This window comes from Streptomyces shaanxiensis, from assembly GCF_039537145.1.
Taxonomy (GTDB): domain Bacteria; phylum Actinomycetota; class Actinomycetes; order Streptomycetales; family Streptomycetaceae; genus Streptomyces; species Streptomyces shaanxiensis.
Window position 1 is genome coordinate 390,844 of sequence record NZ_BAAAZY010000006.1, and the last position, 17,034, is coordinate 407,877.

At 71.9% G+C, this 17,034-nt stretch carries 21 protein-coding genes and 1 pseudogene; 6 read left to right on the forward strand and 16 right to left on the reverse strand.

The features are described from left to right. Nucleotides 1–27: 27 nt before the first annotated feature. The 4 genes from ABD932_RS08525 to hisI all read right to left on the reverse strand — a co-directional run bounded on the left by ABD932_RS08525 (nt 28) and on the right by hisI (nt 3,037). A complete protein-coding gene (locus tag ABD932_RS08525) occupies nt 28–279 on the reverse strand; it encodes an HGxxPAAW family protein (protein WP_345010234.1) in 252 nt (83 codons plus the stop codon). Nucleotides 280–393: 114 nt separating this feature from the next. Continuing rightward, complete coding sequence (locus ABD932_RS08530; RefSeq protein ID WP_345010236.1) at nt 394–1,035, reverse strand: TIGR02234 family membrane protein; 642 nt, start codon at nt 1,033–1,035, stop codon at nt 394–396. 104 nt (nt 1,036–1,139) lie between these two features. Then, on the reverse strand, nt 1,140–2,627 hold the full coding sequence (locus ABD932_RS08535; protein ID WP_345010238.1) for an anthranilate synthase component I: 1,488 nt from the start codon (nt 2,625–2,627) through the stop codon (nt 1,140–1,142). Nucleotides 2,628–2,638: 11 nt separating this feature from the next. Then, nucleotides 2,639–3,037 (reverse strand): phosphoribosyl-AMP cyclohydrolase, encoded by a 399-nt coding sequence (gene hisI / locus ABD932_RS08540; RefSeq protein ID WP_345010240.1) that lies wholly within the window; start codon nt 3,035–3,037, stop codon nt 2,639–2,641. 140 nt (nt 3,038–3,177) lie between these two features. On the opposite strand from hisI, the gene ABD932_RS08545 reads away from it, so the two are divergent. After that, entirely contained in the window at nt 3,178–3,813 is a 636-nt protein-coding gene (locus tag ABD932_RS08545; protein WP_345010242.1) for a TIGR03085 family metal-binding protein, read from the forward strand. 21 nt (nt 3,814–3,834) lie between these two features. On the opposite strand, the pseudogene ABD932_RS08550 reads toward ABD932_RS08545, so the two are convergent. The 9 genes and pseudogenes from ABD932_RS08550 to hisD all read right to left on the reverse strand — a co-directional run. Beyond that, nucleotides 3,835–4,035: pseudogene (locus ABD932_RS08550) on the reverse strand (MFS transporter); the annotation flags it as partial. 6 nt (nt 4,036–4,041) lie between these two features. Then, on the reverse strand, nt 4,042–4,797 hold the full coding sequence (hisF, locus tag ABD932_RS08555) for an imidazole glycerol phosphate synthase subunit HisF (RefSeq protein WP_345010244.1): 756 nt from the start codon (nt 4,795–4,797) through the stop codon (nt 4,042–4,044). After that, nucleotides 4,794–5,207: a RidA family protein gene (locus ABD932_RS08560; protein WP_345010246.1), complete on the reverse strand. Its 414-nt coding sequence runs from the start codon at nt 5,205–5,207 to the stop codon at nt 4,794–4,796. Before ABD932_RS08560 ends, hisF begins: the two co-directional genes overlap by 4 nt. Further along, nucleotides 5,204–5,929: a bifunctional 1-(5-phosphoribosyl)-5-((5-phosphoribosylamino)methylideneamino)imidazole-4-carboxamide isomerase/phosphoribosylanthranilate isomerase PriA gene (gene priA, locus ABD932_RS08565; protein WP_217210200.1), complete on the reverse strand. Its 726-nt coding sequence runs from the start codon at nt 5,927–5,929 to the stop codon at nt 5,204–5,206. Before priA ends, ABD932_RS08560 begins: the two co-directional genes overlap by 4 nt. Before the next feature lie 4 nt (nt 5,930–5,933). Beyond that, complete coding sequence (gene hisH, locus ABD932_RS08570; protein WP_345010250.1) at nt 5,934–6,581, reverse strand: imidazole glycerol phosphate synthase subunit HisH; 648 nt, start codon at nt 6,579–6,581, stop codon at nt 5,934–5,936. Further along, nucleotides 6,572–6,736: a hypothetical protein gene (locus tag ABD932_RS08575; protein WP_175647374.1), complete on the reverse strand. Its 165-nt coding sequence runs from the start codon at nt 6,734–6,736 to the stop codon at nt 6,572–6,574. The genes hisH and ABD932_RS08575 overlap by 10 nt, the downstream gene beginning before the upstream one ends. Then, entirely contained in the window at nt 6,733–7,326 is a 594-nt protein-coding gene (hisB, locus tag ABD932_RS08580; protein WP_030951295.1) for an imidazoleglycerol-phosphate dehydratase HisB, read from the reverse strand. The genes ABD932_RS08575 and hisB overlap by 4 nt, the downstream gene beginning before the upstream one ends. After that, nucleotides 7,323–8,438 carry a histidinol-phosphate transaminase gene (locus ABD932_RS08585; RefSeq protein ID WP_345010254.1) on the reverse strand — a complete coding sequence of 372 codons (1,116 nt, stop codon included), beginning with the start codon at nt 8,436–8,438 and terminating at the stop codon, nt 7,323–7,325. Before ABD932_RS08585 ends, hisB begins: the two co-directional genes overlap by 4 nt. Continuing rightward, nucleotides 8,435–9,760, reverse strand: a complete 1,326-nt coding sequence (hisD, locus tag ABD932_RS08590) for a histidinol dehydrogenase (RefSeq protein ID WP_345010256.1) — start codon at nt 9,758–9,760, stop codon at nt 8,435–8,437. The genes ABD932_RS08585 and hisD overlap by 4 nt, the downstream gene beginning before the upstream one ends. 171 nt (nt 9,761–9,931) lie before the next feature. On the opposite strand from hisD, the gene ABD932_RS08595 reads away from it, so the two are divergent. The 5 genes from ABD932_RS08595 to ABD932_RS44180 all read left to right on the forward strand — a co-directional run bounded on the left by ABD932_RS08595 (nt 9,932) and on the right by ABD932_RS44180 (nt 14,140). Beyond that, the gene (locus tag ABD932_RS08595; RefSeq protein WP_345010258.1) at nt 9,932–11,521 is read left to right on the forward strand and encodes an oxidoreductase; all 1,590 of its coding nucleotides are present in this window, start codon (nt 9,932–9,934) and stop codon (nt 11,519–11,521) included. 160 nt (nt 11,522–11,681) lie between these two features. Next, nucleotides 11,682–12,728, forward strand: coding sequence for a hypothetical protein (locus tag ABD932_RS08600; RefSeq protein WP_345010260.1), 1,047 nt, complete (start codon nt 11,682–11,684; stop codon nt 12,726–12,728). Nucleotides 12,729–12,739: 11 nt separating this feature from the next. Continuing rightward, nucleotides 12,740–13,477, forward strand: a complete 738-nt coding sequence (locus ABD932_RS08605) for an LON peptidase substrate-binding domain-containing protein (RefSeq protein ID WP_345010262.1) — start codon at nt 12,740–12,742, stop codon at nt 13,475–13,477. A 40-nt stretch (nt 13,478–13,517) separates the two neighbouring features. Continuing rightward, nucleotides 13,518–14,024: a Cys-tRNA(Pro) deacylase gene (ybaK, locus tag ABD932_RS08610; RefSeq protein WP_345010264.1), complete on the forward strand. Its 507-nt coding sequence runs from the start codon at nt 13,518–13,520 to the stop codon at nt 14,022–14,024. A gap of 41 nt (nt 14,025–14,065) precedes the next feature. Further along, entirely contained in the window at nt 14,066–14,140 is a 75-nt protein-coding gene (locus tag ABD932_RS44180) for a hypothetical protein (protein ID WP_486389366.1), read from the forward strand. Nucleotides 14,141–14,322: 182 nt separating this feature from the next. Here the strand turns inward: ABD932_RS44180 and ABD932_RS08615 are convergent, their stop codons facing one another. From ABD932_RS08615 to ABD932_RS08625, 3 genes are all read right to left on the reverse strand, one after another. After that, nucleotides 14,323–15,081, reverse strand: coding sequence for an AAA family ATPase (locus tag ABD932_RS08615; protein WP_345010266.1), 759 nt, complete (start codon nt 15,079–15,081; stop codon nt 14,323–14,325). Between the two features lie 34 nt (nt 15,082–15,115). Continuing rightward, nucleotides 15,116–15,940, reverse strand: a complete 825-nt coding sequence (locus ABD932_RS08620; protein ID WP_345010268.1) for an ABC transporter permease — start codon at nt 15,938–15,940, stop codon at nt 15,116–15,118. A 100-nt stretch (nt 15,941–16,040) separates the two neighbouring features. Continuing rightward, nucleotides 16,041–17,015 (reverse strand): ABC transporter ATP-binding protein, encoded by a 975-nt coding sequence (locus ABD932_RS08625; RefSeq protein WP_345010508.1) that lies wholly within the window; start codon nt 17,013–17,015, stop codon nt 16,041–16,043. Between the last annotated feature and the right edge of the window lie 19 nt (nt 17,016–17,034).

Consider the following 17,034-nt stretch of genomic DNA (forward strand, 5'->3'; position numbering starts at 1 on the left):
TCGCCCCTCAGCGGAGTCGTACGGGTCTCAGCTCTTGGCGCTCGCCGTCTCGACCTCGTGCGACATGAGCAGCGCCTTGTGAGCGTCCTTGGGCTGACCCATGCCCATCGAGCTCATGATCCAGCCGACGACGCCGCCGAGGACCACGACGGCCAGGCCGGCCCAGAAGCCCGCGGGCTGGGCCAACACCATGAAGGCGCCCGAGACGCAGAAACCGATGAAGGCGATCGTGACACCGGTCCAGGCGGCCGGGGTGTGACCGTGGCTGCTGCCCGCCATTGCTTGCTCCTCGTTGCTGTGTACGTGTTGTACGTGGGTGAGCCGGTCGCTCGCTGTCATTGTCCCGCACGCGTGCGCGTGCGGTGATCGGGGGTCACGACGCGACCGCCCGGGCTATGCCCCGGTGGGGTCCTCGCCGCGGTCCAGGGCCTTCCAGAGCTCCTCGGGCCGGTCGGGGTCGGGGGCCGGGGCCTTGCGGCGCGGGCGGGGTGTGCCGCCGCGCTCGTAGCGGCCCGACATGCCGGGCCAGAGCCGGCCGTAGCGCAGGGCCAGCAGTCCGGCGAGCAGGATCAGGACGCCGCCGACGGCAGCGACGTAGGGCCAGGCGGTGTGGGTGAGGGCCTCGACGGTGGCCGAGGTGTCGCCGGAGGCCTGCGCGGCCTTCTCGTCGAGCGCGGCGCTGTCGGAGGCGCCGAGCAGGGCGGCCGCGACGGTGCCGGCCCCGGAGAGCGCGAGCAGGCCGGCGACCATGAGGCGGCCGGCCCGGCGGACGGCGAAGACGGCGACGAGCGCGGCGAGCCCCACTATCGCCAGGGCCGCGGGGACGCCCGTGACGTCGCTGCCCTTGGCGATCAGGGGGAACGGGCCGCCGGCCACCGTCACGGTGCCCTCCGACCAGCGCTGCCGGGTGGCGAGCAGTGCCACGGCCGCGCCGAGCGCCCCGCACAGCAGGGCCACGGCGAGACTCATACGGCCGGCCCGGGCGGAACCGGGGGCTTCGGAACGGGGGTGCGGTACGGCAGTCACGTACTCCACTATCACCCGAACCCCGAGCGATCAGTCACCCGGGGTTGGGTGAGACGGCCACCCGGGTTCACGGGAGGTGATCGGCGTGGTTCACGAGAGGCGGTCGGCAGGGTTCACCCGAGCCGGTTCGCCGTGTGCACCGCGCGCAGTACCGCCGCCGCCTTGTTCCGGCACTCGGTGTCCTCGGCGACCGGGTCGGAGTCGGCGACGATGCCCGCGCCGGCCTGGACGTATGCCGTGCCGCCGCGCAGCAGGGCCGTACGGATGGCGATGGCGGTGTCGGAGTCGCCCGCGAAGTCGAGGTAGCCGACGCAGCCGCCGTACAGCCCACGCCTGGACGGCTCGAGTTCGTCGATGATCTGCATCGCGCGGGGCTTGGGTGCGCCGGAGAGCGTGCCGGCCGGGAAGCAGGCGGTCAGGACGTCGAAGGCCGTGCGGCCGGGCGCCACGCGTCCCGTCACCGTCGAGACGATGTGCATCACGTGCGAGTAGCGCTCGATGGACATGAAGTCGACGACCTCGACGGAGCCCGGCTCGCAGACCCGGCCCAGGTCGTTGCGGCCCAGGTCGACCAGCATGAGGTGCTCGGCGCGCTCCTTGGGGTCGGCGAGCAGCTCGTCGGCGAGGGCCTGGTCCTCCTGCGGGGTCGCCCCGCGCCACCGGGTGCCGGCGATGGGGTGGACCATCGCCTGCCCGTCCTCGACCTTCACCAGGGCTTCCGGCGAGGAGCCGACGACGTCGAAGCCGTCGAAGCGGAACAGGTACATGTACGGCGACGGGTTGGTCGCCCGGAGCACCCGGTAGACGTCCAACGCGCTTGCCGTGCACGGCGTTTCGAAGCGCTGGGAGGGGACCACCTGGAAGGCCTCGCCGGCCCGGATGCGCTCCTTGATGTCCTCGACGGCCTCCTGGAAGTCCTCGCCGCCCCACAGGGCCGTGTACTCGGGGAGCTCGGAGGGCGGGAGCACGGCCGGTGGCTGGGCGACCGGGCGCGTCAGGTCGGCCTGCATGGCGTCGAGGCGGGCGACCGCGTCGGCGTAGGCCTCGTCGACGCCGGTGTCGAGGTCGTTGTGGTTGATCGCGTTGGCGATCAGCAGGACGGAGCCCTCCCAGTGGTCCATGACGGCGAGGTCACTGGTGAGCAGCATGGTCAGCTCGGGCAGCTTGAGGTCGTCGCGCTCGCCGGGGCCGATCTTCTCCAGGCGGCGCACGATGTCGTAGCCGAGGTAGCCGACCATGCCGCCGGTGAAGGGCGGCAGGCCCAGGTCGTGGGCGAGGTCGCGCGGGGTGTGCAGGGCCTCGATGGTGGCGCGCAGGGCGGCGAGCGGGTCGCCCTCGGCGGGGACGCCGACGGGCGGGGTGCCGAGCCAGTGGGCCTGTCCGTCGCGCTCGGTGAGGGTCGCCGCGGAGCGTACGCCCACGAAGGAGTAGCGGGACCAGGACCTGCCGTTCTCCGCGGACTCCAGCAGGAAGGTGCCGGGGCGCTCGGCGGCGAGCTTGCGGTAGAGCGCGACCGGGGTGTCGCCGTCGGCGAGGAGCTTGCGGGTGACCGGAATGACGCGGCGGTCGGTGGCCAGCTTGCGGAACGTCTCGAGGTCCATGGCGGCTGACCTTACTGATCCGCTGCCGGTGCGCCGGAATCGGCGTCCTTGAGCAGCACATCCACGTCGAAGCAGGTGCGCGCGCCCGTGTGGCAGGCGGCGCCGACCTGGTCGACCTTGACGAGCACGGTGTCGGCGTCGCAGTCGAGGGCGACGGACTTGACCCACTGGAAGTGGCCGGAGGTGTCGCCCTTGACCCAGTACTCCCGGCGGCTGCGCGACCAGTAGGTGCAGCGGCCGGTGGTGAGCGTGCGATGCAGCGCCTCGTCGTCCATCCAGCCGAGCATCAGCACCTCTCCGGTGTCGTACTGCTGGGCGATGGCGGGCAGGAGCCCGTCCGCGCTGCGCTTGAGGCGCGCGGCGAGCTCGGGGTCCAGCCGGCTGGGCTGACGGGGCGTACTGGTGGTCATGCATGCCATTGTGCCGCCTGCCACTGACAGTGACGGTCCGGTGTCCACTGAATGGATAGGGCGGCGCGCAAGCGCCTCGTCGGGGGGTGGTGGTCGGGTGACGGGTGGGCGGACCTGAAAGGCAGTCGTAGGCTGACAGCATGTCGACCTTCGCCCAGCGTGAACGACTCCTCCTCGCCGACCTCTTGGAGGCCGAGGGCCCCGACGCCCCCACCCTCTGCGAGGGCTGGACGACTCGTGATCTCGCCGCCCACGTGGTGGTGCGCGAGCGCCGCCCCGATGCCGCCGCCGGTTTGCTGATCAAGCCGCTCGCACAGCGCCTGGACAAGGCGATGGAGGAGTTCGCGGCGAAGCCGTACGAGGAGCTGATCCAGCTCATCCGCACCGGCCCGCCGCGCTTCTCGCCCTTCCAGCTCAAGCAGATCGACGAGGCGTCGAACACGACCGAGTTCTACGTCCACACCGAGGACGTCCGCCGCGCCCAGCCGGACTGGACGCCGCGCGAACTCGACCGGGTCTTCCAGGACGCCCTGTGGTCCCGTCTGGAGCGCTCCGCGCGCCTGGTGGGCCGCGGCGCCCCCACCGGCCTGGTGCTGCGCCGCCCCGACGGCCAGACGGCGGTCGCCCACCGGGGCACGCCGGTGGTCACGGTGACCGGCGAGCCGTCTGAGCTGCTGTTGTTCGCCTACGGCCGGCAGAGCGCCGCCAAGGTCGAGCTGGACGGCGACAAGGACGCGATCTCGAGGCTGCACGAGGGGAAGCAGCTGGGGATCTGAGGGCGGCCGCGCGCGGGGTGCTCAGCGGGGCAGTTCGGCCCGGCGCAGATCCCGCGCGCACAGGCCGGCCAGCCCGCCGAGCCCACAGACGACCGCGCTGGCGACGAAAACCGGGCCGGTGCCCCACAGGCCGATCGCGGCGCCGGTCAGGGGGAAGGTGAGCGGGGCGACGCCGAGGCTGAAGAAGGTGGACACGGACGTGACCCGGCCGACGTAGGCAGGCCTGTGTCACCTGACGGGGTGACCGGCCGTCCGCAGCGTCTCCTTCACCTCGCCGATCCGCAGATCCCCGAAGTGGAACACCGACGCCGCGAGCACCGCGTCCGCGCCCGCCTCGATGGCCGGCGAGAAGTCGGCGAGCTTGCCGGCGCCGCCGGAGGCGATCACCGGAACCGTCACGTGCTTGCGCACCGCCTGGATCATCTCCAGGTCGTAGCCGTCCTTCGTGCCGTCCGCGTCCATCGAGTTGAGCAGGATCTCCCCCGCGCCCAGCTCGGCCGCGCGGTGCGCCCACTCGACGGCGTCGATGCCGGTGCCCTTGCGGCCGCCGTGGGTGGTGACCTCGAAGGTGCCCTCGGGCGTGCGCCGCGCGTCGACCGACAGCACCAGCACCTGCCGCCCGAACCGCTCGGCGATCTCGCGGATCAGGTCGGGACGGGCGATGGCGGCGGTGTTGACGCCCACCTTGTCGGCGCCCGCCCGCAGCAGCTTGTCCACGTCCTCGGCCGTACGGACACCGCCGCCGACCGTCAGCGGGATGAACACCTGCTCGGCGGTGCGGCGCACCACGTCGTACGTCGTCTCGCGGTTGCCCGACGAGGCGGTGATGTCCAGGAACGTCAGCTCGTCGGCGCCCTCGGCGTCGTACACCTTGGCCATCTCGACGGGGTCGCCCGCGTCGCGCAGGTTCTGGAAGTTGACGCCCTTGACGACCCGGCCGTTGTCCACGTCCAGGCAGGGGATGACTCGGACCGCCAGGGTCATGAAACCGGCTCCTCCAACGTGCTTCTGAATGCTTCTATTTCCACTTCGACCAGGATGCGCGAGTCCACGAAACCCTCGACGACCAGCAGCGTCGAGACCGGGCGCACCGCGTCGAAGAGCTCCTTGTGGGCCCGGCCCACGGCGTCCACGTCCCGCGCGTGGGTCAGGTACATCCTCGTACGGACCACGGAGTCGACCCCGAGCCCGAACTCGCCGATCGCCTCGAGGGCGCCCGCGAAGGCCACCTTGGCCTGCTCGTAGGGGTCGCCCTCGCCGTACAGCACATCGCCCTTGAAGGACGTCGTGCCCGCCACCAGCACACGATCGCCCGCCGCGACGGCGCGCGCGAACCCGAAGGACTCTTCCCAGGGACTACCGCTCTGCACGCGCCGTACGGCATCGGACGTCATGACGAGACAACCTCCAGGGCCTCTTCCAGGGTGAACGCCTTCGCATACAGGGCCTTCCCGACGATGGAGCCCTCGACACCGAGCGGCACCAGCTCGGCGATGGCCCGCAGGTCGTCCAGGGACGAGACGCCGCCGGAGGCGACCACCGGGCGGTCCGTCGCCGCGCAGACGTTCTTCAGCAGCTCCAGGTTCGGGCCCTGCAGCGTGCCGTCCTTGGCGATGTCCGTGACGACGTAGCGCGCGCAGCCCTCGCTGTTCAGGCGCTCCAGCGTCTCGTAGAGGTCGCCGCCGTCGCGGGTCCAGCCGCGGCCGCGCAGGGTCGTGCCGCGTACGTCGAGGCCGACGGCGATCTTGTCGCCGTGCTCGGCGATGACCTTGGCGACCCACTCCGGGGTCTCCAGGGCGGCCGTGCCGAGGTTCACGCGCGTGCAGCCGGTGGCGAGCGCGGCGGCCAGGGAGGCGTCGTCGCGGATGCCGCCGGACAGCTCGACCTTGATGTCCATCGCCTTGGCGACCTCGGCGATCAGCTCCCGGTTGTCGCCGGTGCCGAACGCGGCGTCCAGGTCGACCAGGTGCAGCCACTCGGCGCCAGAGCGCTGCCAGGCCAGGGCGGCCTCCAGCGGGGAGCCGTAGGACGTCTCGGTGCCGGACTCGCCGTGCACGAGGCGGACGGCCTGGCCGTCGCGGACGTCGACGGCGGGGAGGAGTTCGAGCTTGGCCATGTCTCTACAGGGTTCCGATCCAGTTGGTGAGCAGCTGCGCTCCGGCGTCGCCGGACTTCTCGGGGTGGAACTGCGTGGCCCACAGGGCGCCGTTCTCCACGGCGGCCACAAAGGGCTTGCCGTGCGTCGACCAGGTGACCAGCGGGGCGGTCATCAGCGGGTTCGCGGTCTCCAGGGTCCAGTCGTGGACGGCGTAGGAGTGCACGAAGTAGAAGCGCGCGTCCGCGTCCAGGCCGGCGAACAGCTCGGAGGCGGGCGGCGCGTCCACGGTGTTCCAGCCCATGTGGGGCACGATGTCGGCCTGCAACGGCTCGACCGAGCCCGGCCACTCGCCGAGGCCCTCGGTCTCGACGCCGTGCTCGATGCCACGCGCGAACAGGATCTGCATGCCCACGCAGATGCCCATCACGGGGCGCCCGCCGGACAGCCTGCGCTCGACGATCCAGTCGCCGCGGGCCTCCTTCAGCCCCTGCATGCAGGCGGCGAAGGCGCCGACGCCCGGCACGAGCAGCCCGTCGGCGTTCATGGCCCTGTCGAAGTCACGGGTGATCTCGACGTCGGCTCCCGCGCGCGCGAGGGCACGCTCGGCGGAGCGGACGTTGCCGAAGCCGTAGTCGAAGACCACGACCTTCTTGGCGTCGCTCAATTCCACACCTCCAGCCTCATGACGCCCGCGACGAGACACATCGCGGCGCCTATCGAGAGCAGCACGATGAGGCCCTTCGGCATCTGCTGCTTGACGAAGGAGTAGATGCCGCCGACCAGGAAGAGGCCGACGACGATCAGCAGGGTCGAGAGGCCGTTCACAGGGCGCCCTTCGTGGAGGGGAGGATGCCGGCCGCGCGCGGGTCGCGCTCGGAGGCGTACCGCAGGGCCCGGGCCAGCGCCTTGAACTGGCACTCCACGATGTGGTGCGCGTTGCGCCCGTACGGCACGTGCACGTGCAGGGCGATCTGGGCCTGGGCGACGAAGGACTCCAGGATGTGCCGGGTCATCGTGGTGTCGTACTCGCCGATCATCGGCGCCATCTTCTCGGGCTCGGTGTGCACGAGGTACGGGCGGCCGGAGAGGTCGACGGTGACCTGGGCGAGCGACTCGTCCAGCGGGACCGTGCAGTTGCCGAAGCGGTAGATCCCCACCTTGTCGCCGAGCGCCTGCTTGAAGGCGGCGCCCAGCGCGAGGGCGGTGTCCTCGATGGTGTGGTGGGAGTCGATGTGCAGGTCGCCCTCGGTCTTCACGGTCAGGTCGAACAGACCGTGCCGGCCGAGCTGGTCGAGCATGTGGTCGTAGAAGCCGACACCTGTCGACACATCGACCTTGCCGGACCCGTCGAGATCGATCTCGACGAGGACCGAGGTCTCCTTCGTCACCCGCTCTATGCGGCCTACGCGGTTCATGCGCTCTGCTCCTTCTTCAGTTCACGTACCGCGTCGAGGAACGCGTCGTTCTCTTCGGGGGTTCCGGCGCTGACCCGCAGCCACCCGGGGATGCCGTTGTCGCGGACCAGGACGCCCCGGTCAAGGATCTTCTGCCAGGCCGCGTGCGAGCCGCCCTCGTCGTCGAATCGCCCGAACTGCACGAAGTTCGCGTCGGACTCGACGACCTCGTAGCCGGCCGCGCGCAACTCGATCACCAGCCGGTCCCGCTCCGACTTCAACTGCTCGACGTACTTCAGCAGCGTGTCGGTGTGTTCCAGGGCGGCCAGGGCGGTCGCCTGGGTGACGGCCGACAGGTGGTACGGCAGCCGTACGAGCTGGACGGCGTCCACGACCGCGGGGTGCGCGGCGAGATAGCCGAGGCGCAGGCCGGCCGCGCCGAAGGCCTTCGACATCGTCCGGGAGACGACGAGATTCGGCCGGCCCTCGAGCAACGGCAGCAGCGAGTCGCCGTGGCTGAACTCGATGTACGCCTCGTCGACCACGACCATCGACGGCTTGGCGGCCTGCGCGGCCTCGTACAGCGCGAGGACCGTCTCGGGCGGAACCGCGTTGCCCGTGGGGTTGTTGGGCGTGGTGATGAACACGACGTCGGGCCGGTTCTCGGCGATCGCCTTCTCGGCGGCCGCGAGGTCGATCGTGAAGTCCTCGTTGCGGGGGCCGGAGATCCAGCCCGTGCCGGTGCCGCGCGAGATCAGGCCGTGCATCGAGTACGACGGCTCGAAGCCGATCGCCGTACGGCCCGGTCCGCCGAAGGTCTGGAGCAGCTGCTGGATGACCTCGTTGGAGCCGTTGGCCGCCCATACGTTGGCGAGGCCCACCTCGTAGCCGGAGGTGTCCGTCAGGTACTTGGCGAGCCGGGTGCGCAGCTCGACCGCGTCCCGGTCCGGGTAGCGGTTGAGGTTCCGGGCCGCCTCACGGACGCGCTCGGCGATCCGCTCGACCAGGGGCTCGGGCAGCTGGTAGGGGTTCTCGTTGGTGTTCAGCCGTACGGGGACGTCCAACTGGGGCGCGCCGTAGGGGGACTTGCCGCGTAGCTCGTCCCGTACGGGGAGATCGTCGATGCCTGTCACTTGCCTTCTGGAACCTTCCAACCGAACCGAGCCTTGATCGCCGCGCCGTGCGCCGGCAGGTCTTCCGCCTCCGCCAGCGTGACCACGTGATGCGCCACGTCCGCCAGCGCGTCCTTCGTGTAGTCGACGATGTGGATGCCGCGCAGGAAGGACTGGACCGACAGGCCCGAGGAGTGGCAGGCGCAGCCGCCGGTGGGCAGCACGTGGTTGGACCCGGCGGCGTAGTCGCCGAGCGAGACCGGCGCCCAGGGGCCGATGAAGATCGCGCCGGCGTTGCGCACCCGGTCGGCCACGGCGGCCGCGTCGGCCGTCTGGATCTCCAGGTGCTCGGCGCCGTAGGCGTCGACGACCCTGAGGCCCTCCTCGACGCCGTCGACCAGGACGATCGCGGACTGCCTGCCCTTGAGGGCCGGGACGATCCGGTCGTCGATGTGCTTGGTGGCCGCGACCTGCGGCTCCAGCTCCTTCTCCACCGCGTCCGCGAGCTCGACGGAGTCGGTGACGAGGACTGCGGCGGCCAGCGGGTCGTGCTCGGCCTGGCTGATCAGGTCGGAGGCGACGTGCACCGGGTCGGCGGTGGCGTCGGCCAGGACCGCGATCTCGGTCGGGCCCGCCTCGGCGTCGATGCCGATCTTGCCCGTGAAGTAGCGCTTGGCGGCGGCGACCCAGATGTTGCCGGGGCCGGTGACCATGTTGGCGGGCGGGCAGGACTCGGTGCCGTACGCGAACATCGCGACGGCCGTGGCGCCACCGGCGGCGTACACCTCGTCGACGCCGAGCAGCGCGCACGCGGCGAGGATCGTCGGGTGCGGCAGGCCACCGAACTCGGCCTGGGCCGGGGAGGCGAGCGCGACCGACTCGACGCCGGCCTCCTGGGCGGGCACCACGTTCATGATCACGGAGGACGGGTAGACGGACCGGCCGCCGGGCGCGTACAGCCCGACGCGGTCGACCGGCACCCACTTCTCGGTCACGGAACCGCCGGGCACGACCTGGGTCGTGTGCGTCGTACGGCGCTGCTCGCGGTGGACGAGACGGGCGCGGCGGATCGACTCCTCCAGGGCCGCGCGCACGGCCGGGTCGAGCTCCTCGAGCGCGCGCGTGAGGGCCTGCGCGGGCACCCGCACCTGGTCGAGCTTGACCCCGTCGAACTTCTCCGCGAAGTCGATCAGCGCCGCGTCGCCCCGATGATGCACGGCCTCGCAGATCGGACGCACCTTCTCCAGGGCGGCCTGAACGTCGAAGTCGGCTCGGGGCAGCAGGTCGCGCAGGGCGGGGCCCTCGGGAAGGGCGTCGCCGCGCAGATCGATTCGGGAGATCACGGGTGCAATTCTCTCAGACCCGGGTCCGGCGTCGTGCGCGCGTATCACTGGGTGGAACAGAAGTCATGGGGAACCTGGAAGATCACCTTCACGTCTTGCGTTCGGGGGGTCACTCAGCGGGAATGAACAGTTGTACTAAACCGGCGAGTAGCTGAGGGGGATGGAAAAGACGTGACCGAAGGTTCCGGCCTGCGTGACGGGGACCTGCCGGACGGCCTGCCGGACGACCTGACCGCCGCCGAACTCGGTATGTGGCAGGCCTTCCGCAACGGCAGCGTGTACGACCTGAGCAGCGGCGACGCGGTCGTCGACGATCCGCACGGCGGACATCCCTGGGGAGACGAGCGGACGGTACGCGCGCGTATCGTCTGCTGGCTGCTGCTGGACGGGCCGCCCGCCCTCGCCGGCCGGGTGTCCTCGCTGAAGCTCGTCGGCGTGCGGATCAGCGACACGATGGACCTCGCGGGCGGCACGGTCGTGCCGTACGTCGAGATGCGCGGCTGCCGCTTCGACCGGGAGATCCGGCTGCCGGAGGCCCGCTTCACGACCGTACGGCTGGTGGACTGCCAGGTGCCGCGTCTGGAGGCCGCCCGGGTGCACACCGAGGGCGACCTGCATCTGCCGCGCTGCCGCTTCCACAACGGCATACGGCTCACCGACGCCCAGATAGGCACGGATCTGCTGCTCAACCAGGCCATCGTCTACCGCGACCGCAGCGGCCGTTCGATCGCCGCGGACGGCATCAACGTCGGCCAGGACCTCCAGGCCGAGATGCTGGAGTCGCACGGCGAGATGAGCCTGCGCGGCGCCAGCATCGGCGTGTCGCTCAGCCTGCGGGGCGCGCGGCTGGTCAACCCGTACACGCGGCTCGCGCTGAACGCGCCCCAGCTGACCGTCGGACGCACCCTGTATCTGACCCCGGCGGGCGTCGGCAGTCCGCTGCTGAGCGGCCGTACGCCCGCACGCGGGACGCGCATCCAGCGGTTCGCGTGCCAGGGCGGGGTGCGGCTGGACGACGGGCGGTTCGGCGACGCGGTGGATCTGGAGCGCGCCCGGTTCGCGTTCACCGACGAGCAGGAGCTGTCGCTGCGCCGCATCCAGACGCCGGAGCTGCGCTTCCTCGGGGAGCGGCCGGAGCGCGGCGGGGTCGTGCTGTCGGGGGCGCGGGTGGTCAACCTGATGGACCGGGCGGACGCCTGGCCGGGCCCGGGCCTGCTGCACATGGGCGGCTTCAGCTACGAGAACCTGGTGCCGCGCGGCCCGTTCCCGCTGGAGCGGCGGCTGGAGTGGGTCACCGCCGCGACCGCCGAGTACAACCCGGAGCCGTACGAGCTGCTGGCCTCCGTGCTGCGGGCCGGCGGTGAGGACGAGGACGCGCGCGAGGTGCTGCTCGCCAAGCAGCGCCGGCGCCGCGAGACGCTGCCGCCCGCGGCCAAGCTCGTGGGGTACGCGCAGGACTGGATGGTCGCCTACGGCTACCGGCCGGGCCGGGCGGCCGTGTGGATGGCGGTGCTGTGGGCGGCGAGTTCGGTGGCCTTCACCTACGCCGACCCGCCGCCGCTCAAGGGCGGCGAGCATCCGGCCTGGAGCCCGGCCCTCTTCGCCCTCGACCTGCTGCTGCCGGTCATCGACCTGGGCCAGGTCGGGTTCTGGCAGCTGCGCGGCGTCTGGCAGTGGCTGGCGGCCGCGATGATCCTGCTGGGCTGGATCCTGGCGACGACGGTGGCGGCGGGGGCGACGCGGCTGCTGCGGCGGAGCTGACACGGTTGGGTTTGGTGAGGTCAGTGGGGTTCCTGAGCGGAACGTGTGCATGTCCGACAGTTGTTGAAGGGTTGACCTTTACCCGTTCTTGACCCATCCGCGTACAACTTTCCACGGGTTGACCGATCCCTCTGGCGCGAGCGCGACCAGCGGACTTTCAATGGTCGACACCATGGCTCTGCTGCTCCCGTTCGGCCGCGCGTCCCGGACGCCAAGGACCGTCGACCACCCCGCCGTCGGGCTCCCCGCCGACGCCGAGGTGCTCCTCGACGCGCCCGACGACCACCTCGGTCCCGCGCTGGTCGCGGCCGGGCGGGGCGCGTACGAGCCCGCCGCCGAGCTGCTCGCCGCCACCCGGCTGAGGGCGCGGTGGGAGCACCGCGACGGATACGTGCTGCGCCTCGCGGCCTTCGCGCGCTCGCGGCCGGAGTGGCTGCAGGCCTGGTGCGCCGCCGCCCCGCACGACCCGGACGCGCTGCTGGTCAAGGCCCAGCTCGCGGTGGACCACGCCTGGCGGTCACCGGCCCGGGCCGAGCTGCTGCGCGGGGTGAGCCCGCTGATCACGGCCGCCGCACGCGCCGACGACCGCGACCCGGTGCCGTGGCGGATCGCCCTGGACCACGCCCGCGGCTCACGCGCCGGGCACACCTACTTCGGGGAGCTGTGGGAGGCGGCGCTGCGCCGCGCCCCGCTCCACTACGGCTGCCATGTCGCGGCCCTGCGCTATCTGGCCTCGTCCTGGCACGGCTCGCACCGCGAGTGCTTCGACTTCGCCGACCGGGCGGCCCAGGACGCCCCGGCCGACTCCCTCGTACAGGCGCTGCCGACCCGGGCCGCCTTCGCCTACCTGACCGACGGCTGCGGTCCCGGTGTGCCGCCCGAGCGGCTGGACGCGGCGGCCGACCGGGCGATCGCGCTCTCCGCCCGGTTCCCGGCGGCCGACCTGTGGCCGGCCGGGATGCGCAACAAGCTGACGTACGTCCTGGCACAGCTGGGCCGCTGGGAGGACGCCCTGGAGCAGCTGCGCCTGATCGGCCCGTACGCCACCTCCTTTCCCTGGAGCCGGTTCGCGGACGATCCGCTGGGCCGTTTCCTCGAGGTGCGGGACGAGATCCGGGTGCGGGCGGCGGCCGCGGCTCCCGGGCGGGCGCCCGCCGATGATCCACGGAGTGGTCTCGCCGGACGCGTTCACTCCGGCGACCATTAGGCTTTGGCGCCGTGACCGTCCGCCTTCCGCTCTTTCCCCTGAACTCGGTGCTGTTCCCGGGCCTCGTACTCCCCCTGAACGTCTTCGAGGAGCGTTATCGCGCCATGATGCGCGAGCTGCTGAAGACTCCCGAGGAGGAGCCACGCCGTTTCGCCGTCGTGGCGATCCGCGACGGCCACGAGGTGGCCCCGAGCGCACCCGGCATGCCCGACCCGACGGCCCTGCCCGACCGCGGCCCCACGGCGGGCTTCGGCGCGGACCCGGTCAAGGCCTTCCATGGGGTGGGCTGTGTGGCGGACGCGGCGACGATCCGCGAGCGGGCCGACGGCACGTTCGAGGTGCTGGCGACGGGAACGACTCGCGTGCGCCTGCTCTCGGTCGACACATCGGGCCCGTTCCTGACGGCGGAGCTGGAGGAGCTGCCGGAGGAGCCGGGGGACGAGGCGGGGGCACTGGCGGAAGGGGTGCTGCGGTCGTTCCGGCAGTACCAGAAGCGCCTCGCTGGCGCCCGCGAACGCTCCCTGTCCACGGCGGCCGAGCTTCCGGACCAGCCGTCGGTCGTCTCCTACCTGGTGGCGGCCGCGATGATGCTGGACACCCCGACGAAGCAGCGTCTGCTCCAGTCCAAGGACACCGCCTCCCGGCTGCGCGACGAACTGAAACTCCTTCGCGCCGAGACCTCGATCATCCGTACGCTGCCGTCGCTGCCGGCGTCGGACCTGACGCGCGGCCCGACAAGTCTCAACTGACGCGGAACACCGGCGCACTACCCCTGGGGAACCGGCCACCATGGCGAAGAAGTCGAAGAAGAACCAGCAACAGCCCGGCGGCACGCCCGCGACGGTCGCCCTCACGGCCGCGGGCACCGAGTACACCGTCCACGCCTACGACCACGACCCCGCCCACCCCTCCTACGGCGAGGAGGCGGCGGAGGCGATGGGCGTGTCACCGGACCGGGTCTTCAAGACGCTGGTGGCGGACGTGGACGGCACCCTGACGGTGGCGGTCGTCCCCGTGGCGGGCCAACTGGACCTCAAGGCCCTGGCCTCGGCGGTCGGCGGCAAGCGCGCGGCGATGGCCGACCCGGCCCTCGCGGAACGCACCACCGGCTACGTCCGCGGCGGCATCTCCCCCCTGGGCCAGCGCAAGAAACTCCCGACGGTCCTGGACGCCTCGGCCTCCACCCACACCACGATCTGCGTCTCGGCAGGCCGCCGCGGCCTGGAGGTCGAACTCTCCCCCGATGACCTCACCAAGCTCACGGAAGCGGTCGTCGCCCCCATCGGGCGTACGTGACCCCTCGACGAACCCGGTCTCCTCGGTTAAGTACGGGAGACATGTCGAAGAAAACACGGAAACGCAAGTGGCGCATCAAGAAGGGCCGCTCAAACCACGGCCGACGCCCGGCGTAGCGACCAGCACTGCTGGACGCCGGCCGGGGCATTCCAGCCCGTCCGGCGTTTGAGGACGAGGCCCCTCAAGGGCCGAAGCGGGGGTCTGGGGGCGCAGCCCCCAGAAAGGGGGCCGGGGTCGAAGGGGCAGAGCCCCTGGAGGACGGGACGGGTAGGGGCGGCGGGGGCGAAACACCAAAGCCCTACACCGGCGGAGCCCCCTGCGGCCGCTGCGCCTCCAGCTGCTGCTGATACGGATCCACGTCCCGAGGCCCGAACAACGCCGTCAGCCCCAGATGGACCACCAACGCGGCCAGCGGCCAGACCAGCCACACCCCCTTGGCCCCCAGCTTCAGCGGCGCCGAGAAGGTGACCCCCTTACCCACGTCCTTGGCGTGGGCGATCACGTCCTGCGAGGGCCCGAGCCACACCCCGACCTTCCAGGCCAGCAAGGACCCGAGGAACCCGCCGACCGCCAGCCCCACCACCAACGGCACACCCCCGCGCCGCCGTATGAGAAACACCGCAGCCGCACTGACCAGCCCGAACGCGAGCGCAAGCAGGGTGAACGTTCCGTCCACCCCGGCGGCCTGCTCCCCCTCGGTGTCCTTGAAGTAGACGACCCAGTTGTTGTCGACGACATCCCCGACCAGCGGCACACTCGGCGCCAGCCACCACCACAGCACCCCGAGCAGCGCCCCACCGAGCGCCACCACCAGCGCGACCACGGCGGCCTCTCGCACTTCGGTCTTCATCCCGGGGCCGTCCTGTTCGTACGAGCCATGGACGCCGTACATGCCGTGCGGGCCCTGAGGGCCGTACGAGCCGGACGAGCCGGACGGGGCGCCGTACCCGGCGTCCTGCGGCGCGGACGACGCATCCTGACCGGCAGCAGGCGGCTGCCACCCGGTGTTCGGGGACTGGTCATGCGGCGGCGGTTGTGGAGTCAGCGGAGCGGTCACTCTGCCATCGTGCCAGGCCGACCTGAGCGCCGCGTCACCGGACGGCCGCCCGGCGGTAGGCCCAGGTGGCGACGCCCAGCGAGACCACGCCGACGACCCCGCACACGGCGAGGTCACCGAGCACGAACGCCCAGTCGGGGTGCGGCCCGAAGGTCCGCGCGAAGGCTTCCACACCGTACGTCGACGGCAGCAGATCCCGCGCGAACCGCACCACCTCCGGCATCCGGTCGGCCGGCAGCACCCCCAGCAGCAGCGCCGCGGACATGCCCAACTGCCCGAGCAGCGTGGCCAGTTCCGGCCGCGGCGCGAGCAGCCCGAGCGCCGCCCCGAGCCCGGCGAGCGCGGCCCCGGCCAGCGGGATCACCGCGACGAGCACCCACAGATGCGCCACCGGCAATCCGAACAGCACACACCCGAAGAGGGCGGTCACCACGGTCCCCGGCACGGTGAAGGAGGCGTACGCCCCCGCGGCGCCCAGCACCACCGCGGCCGGCGGCACCGGCAGCGTGGCGTAGTGGTCGAGCCCACCACTGGCCCGCAGCTGCCCGAAGTACTGCGCGAGCAGGTTCAGCGCGACGAAGGCGACCACGAGCACCGACGATCCGGCCACCACGGCCTGCGCCTCGGCCCCGCCGTCCACGACCCCGCGCATCAGGATCATGATCCCGATCGACTGGAAGGTCGCCACGAACAGCAGCGGAATACGCGCCACCCGCGCCCGGGACAGCTGCGCGCGGTACACGGCGCACAGCGACGGCCACAGCCGCGCACGCGGCCCGAGCTCGGCCGCGGCCGGAGCGGCCGTCTCGTCCATGGCCAGGGCGCTGCCCGGCAGAACCTCGGCGGGTACGACACTCACGTGGCGCTGCTCCCTTTCACACGGGGGTTCACTGGGGAGGTGGCCCTGTCCCGTACGGACACGGATACGGCTACGGATACGGATGCGAGGGGCCGTGCGCTCATGCCTTCACCAGCCCCTGCTGCACGTCCCCGCCCAGCGCCAGATACACGTCCTCCAGGCTCGGCGTGGCGAGCGTGAAGTCGTCCAGCGCGGCGAAGGCGGCCCCGCCGGTGACGGTGGCGACGACCGCGCGGGCCTCCTCGGGGGCGAGCCGCAGCGTCCAGCGCCGCCCGGACTCCACGACCCGGTCCTGCAACGCGGCGACCTCGGGCACCTCCAGCGGCGCCCGCTCCCGCCACAGCAGCTCGACCCGTACCTCGCCCGCGACCCGCTCCTTGAGCCCGGACGGCGTGTCACAGGCGATCACGCGCCCTCGGTCCAGCACCGCGACCCGGTCGAGCACGGTCTCGGCCTCGATGACGTTGTGGGTGACGAGCAGCACGGTCGTACCGAGCTCGGCCCGCCGACGGTCCACGGCCGACCACACGGCCCGCCGGGCCATCGGGTCCATCGCGGTGGTCGGCTCGTCGAGCACGAGCAGCGGCCGCTCCCCCACCAGCGCGGCGGCGAAACAGGCCAGCCGGCGCTGCCCGCCGGACAGCTTCTTGATCGGCCGCCCGGCAAGCGGTCCGAGGCCCAGCTCGTCGAGTACGGCGTCCCGCTCGTCCCGCGCCTGCCGCACGTCCAGGCCGCGCAGCCGCCCGGTCGTCTCGGCGGCGAGCGACACGGTCAGATCGTCGAGGGCGGTCGACTCCTGCCCGAGGTAGGCGAGGATGCGCGCGGCCCGCTCCGGGTGCCGCACGATGTCGTGCCCGAGGATCTCCACGCTGCCGGTGTCGGGCCGCATCAGCCCGGTGAGCTGCCGGACGAGAGTCGTCTTGCCGGCGCCGTTCGGCCCGAGCAGCCCGAAGATCTCGCCGCGCCGGATGTCCAGCCGTACGTCGTCGGTGGCCCGCACCTCGGGTGTCCCGGGCGTCCCGCGCCGCCCTCGCACGGCGGGATAGGTCTTGGTCAGCCCGCGCACGGCACACACGACATCCCCGCTGTGCCGA

What these genes read in the sequence shown, in the direction of transcription:
- hisI (WP_345010240.1), bottom strand. Translation starts at nt 3,037, where the DNA reads ATGACCACCAGTACGCCCCGTCAGCCCAGCCGGCTGGACCCCGAGCTC.
- priA (WP_217210200.1), bottom strand. Translation starts at nt 5,929, where the DNA reads ATGGCCAAGCTCGAACTCCTCCCCGCCGTCGACGTCCGCGACGGCCAG.
- ybaK (WP_345010264.1), top strand. Translation starts at nt 13,518, where the DNA reads ATGGCGAAGAAGTCGAAGAAGAACCAGCAACAGCCCGGCGGCACGCCC.
- ABD932_RS08560 (WP_345010246.1), bottom strand. Translation starts at nt 5,207, where the DNA reads ATGACGTCCGATGCCGTACGGCGCGTGCAGAGCGGTAGTCCCTGGGAA.
- ABD932_RS08535 (WP_345010238.1), bottom strand. Translation starts at nt 2,627, where the DNA reads ATGGACCTCGAGACGTTCCGCAAGCTGGCCACCGACCGCCGCGTCATT.
- ABD932_RS08545 (WP_345010242.1), top strand. Translation starts at nt 3,178, where the DNA reads ATGTCGACCTTCGCCCAGCGTGAACGACTCCTCCTCGCCGACCTCTTG.
- ABD932_RS08525 (WP_345010234.1), bottom strand. Translation starts at nt 279, where the DNA reads ATGGCGGGCAGCAGCCACGGTCACACCCCGGCCGCCTGGACCGGTGTC.
- ABD932_RS08600 (WP_345010260.1), top strand. Translation starts at nt 11,682, where the DNA reads ATGGTCGACACCATGGCTCTGCTGCTCCCGTTCGGCCGCGCGTCCCGG.
- hisF (WP_345010244.1), bottom strand. Translation starts at nt 4,797, where the DNA reads ATGACCCTGGCGGTCCGAGTCATCCCCTGCCTGGACGTGGACAACGGC.
- hisB (WP_030951295.1), bottom strand. Translation starts at nt 7,326, where the DNA reads ATGAACCGCGTAGGCCGCATAGAGCGGGTGACGAAGGAGACCTCGGTC.